Below are 12,855 nucleotides of genomic sequence, written 5' to 3' on the forward strand. Positions count from 1 at the left end.
GAACTAGGCATCTACCTTAATCTAGTGAATATGTGTATTTTGAGCAATAAGGCAAGTATAAGGGGTAGTGTAATAACTATTAGGAGAGGAGTCTAATAAATTAGGGGCATTCTATGTGTGAATGCCCCTAATTTACTATTTTTCCTTTAAAAATGTTCGATCTTTTAAGAATAAATTCCAGAAGAAAATAAATCCTGGTAGTAAAATTGCAATCCCGATTGCGTAAAGAATAAGAAGTGCATAGAATGTTTCGACCGTCGTAAAGCTTGTAAATACAGTTACGTCCGGGTAAATGATATAAGGTAAATGGGCGACGCCGTAAGCGTAGCTTGCAAATGCATATTGAGCGACGACAGCTAAAACTGCAATGCGAGGAAAGCCTAGTGTGCCATATTTCTTATTTGTCCACCAAAGGGAAGAGTATCCGATAACAAATAAAATGATAGAGACTGTAAACCATGGGAATTGCTTTATTAGTCCTTGCATAAGCCAGTGTGTTTCAGGGTCCATTACAACGAGAGCGATAATAGCAGTCACGAGCGTTGCAGGACCAAGTATGATGGCATTTCTTCTATAAATTCGGTACGTATCTTCAGAACCTTGTTCCCTAGCAAAATCAGCAAGAAAGAGAGATGATAGAAATAGTTCCGAAGTTAGTCCGAAGAGCATATAACAATAAATAACGGGACTAGAAAGAAGTTTTCCGTAAAGGAGCACTTCTTTTCCTTCAGACATCGTAATATAGGCACCTTCTGTAACTGGCAGAACGGTAATTAATAGAGCTGGGATTAAGAGCCCGGTAATACCTGAAATAATCCGAAGAAGGTGTTGGTATTTTGGCAGGGAGTAAGCAAATACCATAAATGTACTACGAATCGCAACGAGTACTAAAATTAACATAACTGGTACAAACATAACGGTTGCAAGGGTAAAGGCCGCTTTTGGGAAGAAACCGAGAAAAGCAACGACGACAAAGACAAGAAACGTATTTGTTACTTCCCAAGTAGGTGATAAGTACCGATTAGCAAGCTTGGCAGCAAGCGTCGGGTGTTTAGCGTATACCATGCCCCAAAAACCAGCTCCAAAATCAATAGACCCTAGTATGCTATATACGAAAATAAGAGCCCATAAGATGATGATTGCAATGCTTTCCTCATGCACGAGAATCGCCTCCTTCGTGATGTAAATCATTCTTTAACGGATGTTTCTTAAAGAATGTCCGTAGTACAAAGATGGTTAAAATACCAAGTCCGATATATAAAATGATGAATAAAACAAATAAAGGACCGACGAAATCAGCGCGCGTAGAAGCATCTACCGTGCGTTGCATGCCATAAATTGTCCATGGCTGACGACCACTACAACTAAAAATCCATCCGAATTCAATACCGAGCAACATAACGGGTCCACAGGCGGCAGCTCCCCAAAGAAGCCACTTCGGTAACTCTACTCCTTTTTTTCGGTAAACAAAGTACCAATATAAGAGGGCAATAGCTGCAACTGCAAAGGTAAAGGCAGCGGTGCCGACCATTAAATTGAACAGTGTATGTGTGTAAAATGGTGGCCATGTTTCTTGCGGGAATTCCTTTAGACCTTTTACAACGGTGTTAGGGTCTAGTCCCACTAATAAGCTAAGCATGTTCGGAATTTCAAGGGCATAGTTTAGTTCAAGTGTGTTAGGGTCCACAACCCCGCCAATCGATAAAGGCGCGTGTGATGTCGTTTCAAACAAAGCTTCAGCAGATGCTAGTTTCTCAGGTGAATGTTTATGTAAGGCAATAGCAGATTCGTGTCCTGAAAGCCACATCGTAGCACCTGTGATAAATGTAACGACAAGCCCTAATAGTAATCCTTTTTTATGGTAAGCAATTTCACGAGCGCTTAAATTTTTCTTTAATAATTTAAATCCAGCGATAGAAGCGATAACAGCTGCTCCAGTTGTATAGGCCGTAATAACGACGTGGAATGCACTTGTGCCAAAGCTCGGATTAAAGAAAGCTTTCCACGGATCAACGTTAAAAACTGAGCCATCTGGATTCATTGAAAAGCCCGCAGGTGTATTCATCCATGTGTTTGCCGATGTAATAAGCACGGCAGATGCAGTGGCGCCAATCATAACGAAAAATAGCGAGATTAATCTCATAACTGGAGGTAGTTTATCAGCCGCATATACGTAAATAGACATGAATAAAGCCTCTAAAAAGAAGGCGAAAATCTCAATTTGAAACGGAACGGAAATAACTTGCCCAACAATTTTGGCGAAACCAGGCCAAAGAAGTGAAATTTGTACACCAACAATTGTTCCAGTTGGAATTGCTACACCGAGAAGGATAGCAAAAGCCTTTGTCCATCTTTTTGCCATAATGGCATAGTCGGAATCTTTCTTCCAGTGATAGAGTATTTCACTTATAAAAATCATTAAAGAAAGCCCGACTCCAAGCGTTGCAAAGATAATGTGGAATGCTAATGAAGAACCAAAAAATGCCCTTGCTAATGTTACGGTATCCATATGTATACTCCCCTTCTTTTTGCCATTATTTTCTGATTGAATTGGAAAATTTATTCAAAAAACTACCAAAAATATATATGTATTTAAAAAATGAGTACGGTAATATAGTGTTTAAATATTCCGAAAAGAAAGAAATTGATATTTAGTAATATTTTATTTGTTTTTTAGGGCTGAATCTTTTATAATCTTCTATGCGAACGTAAGTTCTATTTCCGGGATGAAGAAGTTTATGTGAAATGGAGAGGGTGTTTTATGTATCCTGAAGTCATTAAAAAGATGGCATTTTCAAGAGAGCATAGAGATTTATTATTAAAGTTGTATAATAAAGAAATTACGCGTCGTGAATATGATCGACTTGTGGAATCGCTATATAGACCTTCTAAAGAGGCCTGCGAAGGATAAGGTGAGAGAGACAATCTAAAGGATTGTCTTTTTTATATTTGCGTATGTTCTGGTAAAATTAAGGTTAGCCTTAAAAGGAGGTGAAAAGCTTGCGAAAACGTTTATATATAGGGATTGGGGTTATTCTCTTAATCGCTTTAGGTGGAGTTGTATTTTGGTCAGCTTTACAAGGAAATCGTACCGAGCATTTTATTTTACGACATATGGTGAATGAAAATGGAACACTTGCAACGTATCGCTTAGAGGATACAAAGGCAGGTAAGGGTGAAGCGAAGGGCCGTGAAGCTTTATCAGAATCTGCAGGGTTATGGCTACAATATACACTTGATAAAGATGATCAAGCTTTATTTGATGAACAAGTGAAGGTTATTCAAAATAACTTTGTACACAAGGATCGCATCGTTATATGGAAAATCTCTGAAAAGGGAGAAATGCAGTCAGCTACTAATGCACTTATCGATGATCTTCGTATTATAGAACAATTATATCGTGCTTATGAAATGTACAAGGAAGATCGCTATAAAAACCTTGCAGATCAATTGAGTGATTCTGTACTTCGTTATAATAAAAAAGGTAATTATTACGTTGATTATTATGATGCAGATACAGGAAAACAAAATAACTTTGCAACAACATCTTACATAAATCCGCATGCATTCTCTTATATGGAAAAGTATGGAAAAATTTCTGCACAGCAGTATCAGGAAGTTGTTCAGTTTTTAGCGGATTATCCAAGGCAGGGCTGGGCATTCCCGAAAGAGTATAAAGATGATGGGACATTTACGTACGATAAAGAAGTGAATCTTATTGATCAATCATACGTTGCTTATCATCGTAGTTTAGGCGGTCTTTCATCAGATGCTTATTTGGAATTTATAAAGAAGAAATTTCGCGAAGACGAAAAGTTATATGGTCGTTATAACTTAGAAACGGGAAAACAAGCTGTGAACTATGAATCACCAGCATCTTACGGATTAACAATTTTGTACGTACTACAAACAGGTGATACAAAGTTTGCGAAGGAATTGTATGAGCGGATGAATACATTTCGAAATGATAATGTATTTAGTAGATATTATGGTGGATATGTAACAGGTGAGAATAATAATACACATATTTTCGATAACGTATTGCCGCTTTTAGCGGAAATGGAATTGGATAAGAGTAAAAAATAGAAGGTGCCACCCTATTGGGATGGTACCTTTTATTTGTGTCGTTATTTGTTTGTAAAGCGATATAATTTTACGCCCTAATATTGGAGAAGTAATCAATCACGAATTCACGAAATTGGTGGGCGGTGTTTGATAAATAGCGCTTCTTCGACCAACTTAAGCCGATAGTTCGTTCGCAATTAGGTTCAATAATACGTAACTTATTTGATGCTAAAGTAGAGTTTTTTAATAAAGTTAAACTTGGGACAAAGGCGATGCCAAGACCTTGCTTAATGAGATCGCTAATCACGGTTGGTTCATCTACTTCAAAAGCGATATGTGGAGTGAAACCAGCTTTTTTACAAAATTCATCTGTTAAGTGCCGAAATCCGTAACCAGTGTTCATACTAATAAACGATTCGTCTTTTACTTCATGCAAATAGATACTTTCGCGGTTTGATAACCGATGTCCTGAAGGAACAGCTAAGAAAATTTCTTCTGTGATAAGTGGTTCCCAAACCATTTCCTCGCCTTCAATTGGTACAGAGGAGATACAAAAATCAATTTCCATATTATCTAGTTGCCGCTTCATAGAAGGAGTAGATGCGAGAAATTGTTGGAATCGAACGTTAGGATGTTCTAGTAAAAAAGAACCGAGTAGCTCGGGTAATATTCTTGGAATAGAAACTGCAAGTGTAATAGAGCCTTGTTGTAATTCAGCTAAATCTTTAATTTCGCGTTCCCCTTCACTTAATTCATGAAAAATGCGTTCTACTCGTTTTAAAAATACTTTGCCGAAAGAGTTTAATGTAATCTGTCGACCTTGGCGATCAAATAAGGGGACGCCTAAGTCCTTTTCTAGTCTAGCGATTGTTTTACTGAGTGAAGGCTGCGCGATATGCAATTCTTCAGCTGCTTTTGTCATATGTTCTAGTCGTGCGACTGTCTGAAAGTATTTTAATTGAAGAAGTTCCACTTCGAATCTCCTTTCTATAGACCAAAAGGAATGAATTGATAATTAAAGATGTATTATACAGTATGGAAAGTGACGTGTATAGTAAATCTGTTAAACCATTCGAAGGGTGTTAAATTAGGAGAAGGAGTATGTTTCATGAAGGGAATTCAACTTATATTTAAAGATTGGAAGGCGATGTGGAACCATAAACATGGACGTATCGCTTTAATTTTTTTATTAATCGTTCCTTTAATTTATTCAGGATTCTTCTTAGCTGGATATTGGGATCCGTACGGAAAATTAGATAAATTACCTGTTGCAGTTGTTAATTTAGATAAGGGTGCTGTGATGGATGAAAAAACAATCCAGGCTGGAGACGATTTTGTTAAAAATTTAAAAGAGAATAAGGAATTGGCGTTTCATTTCGTATCAGAAAAAGATGCTGATGAAGGGCTAAAAGAAGATAAGTATTATATGGTGGTTACGATTCCGGAGGAGTTCTCTAAAAAGGTAAGTACACTAATGGATGAGAAACCAGAGCCGGCACAATTGCAGTATAAAGTAAATCCAGGTAAAAACTTTGTAGCAGCTCAAATTGGAACGACAGCTGTTGAAAATATGAAAACAAAAATCTCAAATAGTATTACGAAATCTTATACAGAAGGTGTCTTTTCAAAGTTTCAAGATTTGGCACAAGGGTTGAGTGATGCAAGTAATGGCGCTGAGAAGTTACATGAAGGAACGACGGATGCAAAAAATGGGGCGAATCAGCTTACAGATGGTATTCATCGTTTAAATGATGGAACAGTGAAGTTAAAAGAAGGAAGTGATAAGCTTGCCTCTAGTCAATCGGCCTTAACTGGGGGAGCAAATGAGCTTAGTCAGGGAGCGACATCACTTCATAATGGTATGGAGCTGCTAGCACAGGGTGAGAAGTCTTTACAATCAGGAGTTAGTGAATTAAGTGCTGGTACAAATGAATGGGCGAACGGAAGTGAGAAACTTGCTGAAGGGCAAGTGAAAGCGGACAATGCAGCAAATAGTGTAAAACAACAATTAGAAGAGTACGTGAAAAGTCATCCAGAAGTGCAGCAAGATCCTGCTTTTCAAAAGATCATTGCTACTTCTAACGGATTAGCTAAAGCAACAAACACTTTAAATAATAGTCAACAACAATTGACACAAGGTGCGCGGAGGCTTACTGATGGTCAGCATAAGATTGAGGAAGGCATGAATATATTCGGAGTTAAGTTAAACGAAGCTACCGCTGGAACGAAAAAGATAGCAGATGGTACTTCGAATTTAGCTGATGGATTTACGAAGTGGGGAAATGGATTTACATCATTACAAGAAGGTGTAAATCACCTTGCGAGTGGCGGAACAGAGCTGAATCATGGTGCTGATAAGTTAACGAACGGACTTGTTAAACTGGACGATGGTGCGAAAGAACTTTCTACGAAATTGGGAGAGGGCGCAGAGAATATAGCGGATGTTCGCAATGATGATGCACGCAATACGATGTTCTCAGAGCCGGTTCAATTAGTGAAGTCGACAGTTTCTGATGTGCCTAACTACGGTTCAGGTATTGCACCATACTTTTTATCACTGGCATTTTATGTTGGCGGAATTATGGCTTCGAATATTTTACCTCTTGGCCGTAGACAAAATATGAAGGTAAGCGGAACAGTACATTTTATTAATAAACTAGGATTAGTATATTTAATTGGACTCATTCAAGCACTACTTGTAGATGTGGTAGTGTTAGGAGTTATGAAATTAGAAGTTGCAAGTGTATCACTCTTTGTTTTATCAAGTATTGTTATTTCCTTTACGTTCATGACATTTATTCTTATGTTAGTAACGGTATTCGGCATTGTTGGGAAGTTCGCAGCGGTAACGCTTCTCGTTCTTCAATTAGCGACGAGCGGAGGTACTTTCCCAGGAGAATTAAATATAGCTGTTCTTAGCAAAATTGGACAGTTTCTCCCAATGTCTCATTCTCTTAGAGGATTACAAGATGTTATCTCTTTAGGAGATTGGTCGCAATTACGAATGCAAATTTTAATTTTATTATGCTATCTCGTTGTCGCTGGTGGAATCACATGGGTTACGAGTCATATACAGCATAAGGAAACGAATGCAGAGCAAGTTTCTTAAAATGAAAAAAGCTATCCGATTTTTCCGGATAGCTTTTTCTTATTTCTTTTCCATAACCGCAAAGTAATTACTTTCATTATCAGCGAAGTTAAAAGCTCTACCAGTAGGTAAATCTACAACTTGTCCAACTGTAACATTTTTCTCAGAAAGATCTTTATACAGTTGATCTAAGTTATTAGAGAAGAACATAAGTGAAGGGGTATTTAAGTTTAATTCAGGTTGCATCTTCGCAATTAACGCCTTATCGTGAAGGACGATGCTTGTTCCAGCTTCTTTTGCCGGCGCAATTTCAATCCAGCGAAATCCTTGACCGTTATTTTCTTCTGCAACAATTTGGAATCCTACTGTTTCTGTCCAAAATTGTACTGATTCATCTTGGTTATTTACATATAACATAATTTGTCCAATTTGATTAATCATAGGTGTGTCCTACTTTCTTTTCTTATATGAAATACTATTATATCAAATATATGGTTTAAATACTTTTTCATGATTTTTCCGAATGGCAATCTTCGCCCATCTCATATTTGTCGTAGGGGAAGGCCCTGTAACCCACGTGTGAAATGGTAGTATGCTACCAATGACCATTGCTGAAATAGAGATTGTGGTCGTTAATATAAATAGTAATAGGCTATATAATATTGTGTTTTCTTGCAGTGCGAATAAGGAAAGAAATTTTGTACATAGTTGCAAGAAGAAAAAATGAGCTAAATAAGCGCCATACGTGTAATTCCCGATAAAACGTAAAGCTTTATATAAGAAACCACGTCGCTGTACAATTGTAATAGATAACACGTACAGTATCATAATTTCACAAACAATATATAAAAACATGGACGGTTTTAAATAAGTAGAAACCGTTAAATGAATAGAATTGGCGCCGTAAAAACTAAATAACTCATAATTGATGAATAAAAATAAGATGAAAAATAGTATTGTGATAAGCGGAATATGTTTCATGACAAATATACGCCAAGTTTTTAATGATACAGCAGCTATTCCTCCCATGACGAAATAGAATGAGTAGAAGAAGAAGGAACGATCTGTATAATGTAAAATGGTTGAACTAGTCAGTTTCTCTCCATTAAAAATGTAGTGAGAAGAGTACCACATTAAGAAGAAATATAGACAAGCGAAAATGGTCATATATTTATATATGTCTTTTTTATTTTCTGTTCGTTTTTGAAACCAATAAAATAGTGTGCATAGTAACGGGAACAATAAGTGAATTTGGAACATCATAATAACGTACCAAAGATGAGGTGCAGCTGTTCCGAGTAATAAACTTTTTATTCCGCCTTGTAGTGTAATGACATCGTTTGTTGTTAATAGGTAAAGAATAGACCAGAAGAAATAAGGAATGAGTAAATGTGCGGCTTTTTCATAAATATATTCTCTGTAAACGAGTTGCTTCGTATATAGCCGAATTAAATGGAAGCCGACGATAAATATGAATGCAGGTGCTGAAAATTTTGCAAGATTAAATAGCATGCCCATAATGAGGGATTGCTCGAGTAAGACATTTCCTTGATTCATTGTATATAATAAGGAACTTTGCAAAACGACAGCAAGAAATGCAATGCTTTGCAAAACTTTGAATTCTGGTGCACTTTGAGTCATTACGTCCATCTCCTTTTCCATACATGATTATAGTACGGAGAATGGATAATGGATGTGGAATATTTGTGAAGATTATAACAAATTTGTGGCGGGATGGGATTATATCGACATTTCGACAAATAACAACAAAAAAGAGGATGCTCTACCGAGCATCCTCTTTCTATATATTAAGCAAATTTATTTTTGATCCAGTTTTTACCTTCTACAAGGCGAGCTGTCATTACGGCACAAGCGTTATCTCCTGTTACGTTTAACACTGTTGCAGGAGGATCGATGATTGTACTAATTGCTGCGATAATTGGCAATGCTTCTGGTGGGAATCCGTATAGAGAAACGATTAACATTTCACCAATCATACCCCCGCCCGGAATAGCACCCATTACTGTTCCTACTAATAGAGAAACGACAAGTGCGATTGCTAATGTTTTCGGTCCTTCGAATTCCATGTTGAAAATACCGAATAAGAAAGCAATTTTTAATACCCCGCCTAAAACAGATCCGTCTTTATGAAGTGTAGATCCAAGAAGGACAACTGTTTCACGAACGTCAGAAGAAATACCCATTTTCTTCGTTGCTTCTAAGTTCGCTGGAATACTTGCGGCACTACTACAAGTTGCAAGTGATGTAACTGTAGGAGAGACCATGTTCTTCCAAAATACTTGTACACCTTGTTTGCGACCTGCAAGGTACGCATAGAATGTAAAGAATACAAAGAAGTAAATAAGAGAAGCTGGATAGTATACCATTGCTGCTCGGAAGTAAGTTCCAAGAAGTTGTGGTCCGAATTCACCAACTAATGCTGCGAAGTAGGCAGCTAGTCCGATTGGAGCGTAGTACATAATGAAAGATACGACTTTCATTGAAATTTCTGCACCAGCTTGTAGGAATGTAGCGAATGGTTTCCCTTTTTCACCAACTGCTGAAGTTGCAACCCCCATTAAGATAGAGAAGAAAATAAGAGCTAGCATGTTCTCTCGAGATAGTAACTTTGAAAAGTCTGATACTGTTATGATACCAACAATTTGATCAGCAACACTAACTGCTTTTTCAGCTTTATCAGGCTGCGTTAGTTCTAATACAACACCTTGTGCTGGCGGGAATACTTTCACGATAATAATCATAAAAATAGCAGCTAAAATACTTGTAAATAAGAAAGTTCCAGCCATACTAGACATAATTTTACCGAAACGTTTTAATCCATCCATATTAGCAATAGATGACGCGATGCTAAAGAACACTAACGGTACAACAATCGTAAACATTAAGTTTAAGAAAATGTCACCAAGCGGCTTTAAAGCAACTGCATCGGCACCCATGAAATAGCCAATGAAACCACCAATTAGGATAGAAGATAATAAAATAAGCGGAAAGCGATATGCCTTCATAAATATATCCTCCTATCGATTATAAAAAATCATACTGAATCATTATAGCGAGTTAGAGACTTCTTTACTAGGAAAATACGGATAGATGGAATAGCGTGAAAACCGAGAAATTTTTGTTTTTAAGCTCGGCATACAGTTAGAAATCTAGACATATATATTTGTAACCTAGTGTTGGCAAGGATGCACCGTAACTTAGGTTTGGAAAAAGGGGGAGGGAAAAGGGATGAATATTTTACTTTGCTGTGCAGCGGGAATGTCTTCCAGTTTGATTGTTACAAAAATGGAGAAAGCAGCAGAGGCAAGAGGGATACAGGTAAAGGTTTGGGCAGTATCAGGTTCAGAAGTGCGAAATCATATTGATACTGCAGATGTACTTTTACTTGGACCGCAAGTACGTTATTTATTACCGAAAATGAAAGAATTATGTAAGGACAAGGGAATACCTGTTGATGTCATTCAATCTGTCCATTACGGGCTTTGTAATGGAGAAGCTATCTTGCAAGCAGCTTTGTTAATGAAACCATGAGGAGTGTGGGATAGATGATAGGGTTTTTAGAGAAATATGTGATGCCAGTGGCAGGGAAGGTTGCAGAACAGAGACATTTGCAAGCGATTCGTGATGGAATTGTTTTGACGATGCCTTTCTTGATTATTGGATCATTTTTCCTTATTATTAGTGCATTACCAATACCAGGATATAATGATTTTATGGCAGGTTTATTTGGTGAGAATTGGCAGAGGGCTTTAGGGTATCCAGTTAGTGCAACTTTTAATATAATGGCTTTAATAGCCGTTTTTGGAATCGCTTACAGACTTGGAGAATATTATAAAGTGGACGCTTTAGCATCCGGAGCATTGTCGCTTGTGACGTTTTTACTTGCAACACCATTCCAAGTTATGTATATGATACCAAATACGAAAGAAAGTATACTTGTAGATGGAGTTATACCAGCTGCGTTAATGGGAAGCCAAGGGTTGTTTGTAGCGATGATTATTGCAATTATATCTACTGAACTTTATCGGTTTATTGTACAAAAAAAGATGATTATAAAGATGCCGGAGACAGTTCCACCAGCTGTGACACGTTCATTTGCGGCACTTGTTCCAGGTTTTATTGTTGTAACGGTTATTTGGATTTTGCGCTTAATTATAGAAAATACTTCTTTTGGCAGTATCCATAATATTGTGGGGCAAATTTTACAGGAACCACTTAGTGTACTTGGTGCTAGTCTTTGGGGCGCAATAATAGCAGTTATTCTCGTTCATGTTCTTTGGTCGTGTGGAATTCATGGTGCTACTATTGTTGGTGGTGTAATGAGCCCGGTTTGGTTGTCGTTAATGGATCAAAACCGAGTTGCTTTCCAAGCAGGGCAAGATGTACCGAATACGATTACTGCACAGTTCTTTGATTTATGGATTTATATGGGCGGTTCTGGTGCAACACTCGCTTTAGTTGTAGGAATGTTACTATTTGCGCGAAGTCAGCAATTAAAAAGTTTAGGGCGATTATCGATTGCACCAGGTATTTTTAATATTAATGAGATGGTGACTTTCGGTATGCCGATAGTAATGAACCCGCTTTTACTTATTCCATTTATACTTGTACCAGTTGTGTTAACGGTTGTTTCTTACTTTGCAATGGAATGGGGATGGGTCGCACGTCCGAGCGGAGCGGCTGTACCTTGGACGACACCTATTCTTTTTAGTGGATATTTAGGATCAGGCGGGAAAATTTCAGGTGTTGTTTTACAACTTGTTAACTTTGCACTTGCATTCTTTATTTACTTACCGTTCTTAAAAATATGGGATAAACAAAAAGTAGCGGAAGAAAAGGGGGAGTAAAGAACTAAAATGGATACGATAGAGACGAAAGCTTTTCACTTAATTTTGCATGGTGGTAATGCGAGAAGCTGCTCAATGGAAGCAATTGATTGCGCAAAGCGCGGTGAATTTCAGGAAGCAGAAGCGAAACTACAAGAAGCTTTAAATGAATTGCAAGAGGCGCATCGTTTACAAACAGAGCTCATACAGAAAGAGGCTGCCGGGGAAAAAACAGAAGTTACCCTTTTGATGGTGCATGCACAAGATCATTTAATGAACGCAATTACAGTGAAGGAATTGGCGAGTGAGTTTGTAGAATTATATAGGAAGATGTCGGTGGATGAATGAACCTTGCTTATGCGAGGTTTTTTTATGTATGTGTCCGTACCATCAGTGGAGTGTTTGTTCCACTGATGGTATTTACAATCCTCCTTTTTACGGATGGGTAAGAGTGATAATTAATCGGCAGTAATAATCTCTCCTGTACCACGAATTAGTTTTTTTATATGCATCTCATTTGGTCTTAATATACTTACGATATAATTAATCGCTATTTGCGGTTCAACGGTCGTACCGCACGTATAACAGTCGATGGCTGCAAAGTTTTTTTCTGGATAAGTGTGAATTGAAAGGTGGCTTTCGGATAGTAAAACTAAAACAGTAACGCCATGCGGATCGAATTCTTTTGTACTTACGTTTAAAATATGGGCACCAGAGCAATCTGCAGCGTTAACTAAATGATATTCTAAAAAGTGAACATCATCTAATAGGGAAAAGTCCACTCCCCATAAATCTACTATTATATGCTTACCAAAAGTAGAATATTCCATAGGGTAGCACTCCTTACTATAATAT

At 37.5% G+C, this 12,855-nt stretch carries 13 protein-coding genes; 6 read left to right on the plus strand and 7 right to left on the minus strand.

Annotated features, from left to right (window positions below):
• Positions 1-135 precede the first annotated feature (135 nt).
• Positions 136-1,161 carry a cytochrome d ubiquinol oxidase subunit II gene (locus JFU18_RS16995; RefSeq protein WP_002089640.1) on the minus strand — a complete coding sequence of 342 codons (1,026 nt, stop codon included), beginning with the start codon at positions 1,159-1,161 and terminating at the stop codon, positions 136-138.
• Positions 1,154-2,509 carry a cytochrome ubiquinol oxidase subunit I gene (gene cydA / locus JFU18_RS17000; RefSeq protein WP_201034517.1) on the minus strand — a complete coding sequence of 452 codons (1,356 nt, stop codon included), beginning with the start codon at positions 2,507-2,509 and terminating at the stop codon, positions 1,154-1,156. The genes JFU18_RS16995 and cydA overlap by 8 nt, the downstream gene beginning before the upstream one ends.
• 252 nt (positions 2,510-2,761) lie before the next feature.
• Here cydA and JFU18_RS17005 point away from each other — a divergent pair, with 252 nt between their 5' ends.
• Both JFU18_RS17005 and JFU18_RS17010 read left to right on the plus strand, forming a co-directional pair.
• Entirely contained in the window at positions 2,762-2,911 is a 150-nt protein-coding gene (locus JFU18_RS17005) for a hypothetical protein (RefSeq protein WP_002016173.1), read from the plus strand.
• Positions 2,912-3,000: 89 nt separating this feature from the next.
• Entirely contained in the window at positions 3,001-4,086 is a 1,086-nt protein-coding gene (locus JFU18_RS17010) for a transcriptional regulator (RefSeq protein ID WP_201034516.1), read from the plus strand.
• A gap of 67 nt (positions 4,087-4,153) precedes the next feature.
• Here the strand turns inward: JFU18_RS17010 and JFU18_RS17015 are convergent, their stop codons facing one another.
• On the minus strand, positions 4,154-5,038 hold the full coding sequence (locus JFU18_RS17015) for a LysR family transcriptional regulator (protein WP_201034515.1): 885 nt from the start codon (positions 5,036-5,038) through the stop codon (positions 4,154-4,156).
• A gap of 135 nt (positions 5,039-5,173) precedes the next feature.
• On the opposite strand from JFU18_RS17015, the gene JFU18_RS17020 reads away from it, so the two are divergent.
• The gene (locus JFU18_RS17020) at positions 5,174-7,174 is read left to right on the plus strand and encodes a YhgE/Pip family protein (protein WP_201034514.1); all 2,001 of its coding nucleotides are present in this window, start codon (positions 5,174-5,176) and stop codon (positions 7,172-7,174) included.
• Positions 7,175-7,213: 39 nt separating this feature from the next.
• On the opposite strand, the gene JFU18_RS17025 is transcribed toward JFU18_RS17020, so the two are convergent.
• The 3 genes from JFU18_RS17025 to JFU18_RS17035 all read right to left on the minus strand — a co-directional run bounded on the left by JFU18_RS17025 (position 7,214) and on the right by JFU18_RS17035 (position 10,179).
• The gene (locus tag JFU18_RS17025; protein WP_002143773.1) at positions 7,214-7,594 is read right to left on the minus strand and encodes a VOC family protein; all 381 of its coding nucleotides are present in this window, start codon (positions 7,592-7,594) and stop codon (positions 7,214-7,216) included.
• Positions 7,595-7,636: 42 nt separating this feature from the next.
• On the minus strand, positions 7,637-8,794 hold the full coding sequence (locus JFU18_RS17030) for an acyltransferase (protein WP_078184840.1): 1,158 nt from the start codon (positions 8,792-8,794) through the stop codon (positions 7,637-7,639).
• 167 nt (positions 8,795-8,961) lie between these two features.
• The gene (locus JFU18_RS17035; protein ID WP_002016167.1) at positions 8,962-10,179 is read right to left on the minus strand and encodes a dicarboxylate/amino acid:cation symporter; all 1,218 of its coding nucleotides are present in this window, start codon (positions 10,177-10,179) and stop codon (positions 8,962-8,964) included.
• Positions 10,180-10,402: 223 nt separating this feature from the next.
• Here JFU18_RS17035 and JFU18_RS17040 point away from each other — a divergent pair, with 223 nt between their 5' ends.
• The 3 genes from JFU18_RS17040 to JFU18_RS17050 are packed head-to-tail and all read left to right on the plus strand — an operon-like array spanning position 10,403 to position 12,348.
• The gene (locus JFU18_RS17040) at positions 10,403-10,705 is read left to right on the plus strand and encodes a PTS sugar transporter subunit IIB (protein ID WP_201032130.1); all 303 of its coding nucleotides are present in this window, start codon (positions 10,403-10,405) and stop codon (positions 10,703-10,705) included.
• A gap of 14 nt (positions 10,706-10,719) precedes the next feature.
• Positions 10,720-12,021 (plus strand): PTS cellobiose transporter subunit IIC, encoded by a 1,302-nt coding sequence (gene celB, locus JFU18_RS17045; protein WP_201034513.1) that lies wholly within the window; start codon positions 10,720-10,722, stop codon positions 12,019-12,021.
• Positions 12,022-12,030: 9 nt separating this feature from the next.
• The gene (locus tag JFU18_RS17050; protein ID WP_002016162.1) at positions 12,031-12,348 is read left to right on the plus strand and encodes a PTS sugar transporter subunit IIA; all 318 of its coding nucleotides are present in this window, start codon (positions 12,031-12,033) and stop codon (positions 12,346-12,348) included.
• A 110-nt stretch (positions 12,349-12,458) separates the two neighbouring features.
• Here the strand turns inward: JFU18_RS17050 and speD are convergent, their stop codons facing one another.
• Positions 12,459-12,830 (minus strand): adenosylmethionine decarboxylase, encoded by a 372-nt coding sequence (speD, locus tag JFU18_RS17055; RefSeq protein ID WP_060749239.1) that lies wholly within the window; start codon positions 12,828-12,830, stop codon positions 12,459-12,461.
• Between the last annotated feature and the right edge of the window lie 25 nt (positions 12,831-12,855).

This window comes from Bacillus sp. TH22 (assembly GCF_016651015.1).
GTDB lineage: Bacteria > Bacillota > Bacilli > Bacillales > Bacillaceae_G > Bacillus_A > Bacillus_A mycoides.

What these genes read in the sequence shown, in the direction of transcription:
- JFU18_RS17040 (WP_201032130.1), top strand. Translation starts at nt 10,403, where the DNA reads ATGAATATTTTACTTTGCTGTGCAGCGGGAATGTCTTCCAGTTTGATT.
- celB (WP_201034513.1), top strand. Translation starts at nt 10,720, where the DNA reads ATGATAGGGTTTTTAGAGAAATATGTGATGCCAGTGGCAGGGAAGGTT.
- JFU18_RS17025 (WP_002143773.1), bottom strand. Translation starts at nt 7,594, where the DNA reads ATGATTAATCAAATTGGACAAATTATGTTATATGTAAATAACCAAGAT.
- speD (WP_060749239.1), bottom strand. Translation starts at nt 12,830, where the DNA reads ATGGAATATTCTACTTTTGGTAAGCATATAATAGTAGATTTATGGGGA.
- cydA (WP_201034517.1), bottom strand. Translation starts at nt 2,509, where the DNA reads ATGGATACCGTAACATTAGCAAGGGCATTTTTTGGTTCTTCATTAGCA.
- JFU18_RS17020 (WP_201034514.1), top strand. Translation starts at nt 5,174, where the DNA reads ATGAAGGGAATTCAACTTATATTTAAAGATTGGAAGGCGATGTGGAAC.
- JFU18_RS17050 (WP_002016162.1), top strand. Translation starts at nt 12,031, where the DNA reads ATGGATACGATAGAGACGAAAGCTTTTCACTTAATTTTGCATGGTGGT.
- JFU18_RS17005 (WP_002016173.1), top strand. Translation starts at nt 2,762, where the DNA reads ATGTATCCTGAAGTCATTAAAAAGATGGCATTTTCAAGAGAGCATAGA.
- JFU18_RS17030 (WP_078184840.1), bottom strand. Translation starts at nt 8,794, where the DNA reads ATGACTCAAAGTGCACCAGAATTCAAAGTTTTGCAAAGCATTGCATTT.
- JFU18_RS17035 (WP_002016167.1), bottom strand. Translation starts at nt 10,179, where the DNA reads ATGAAGGCATATCGCTTTCCGCTTATTTTATTATCTTCTATCCTAATT.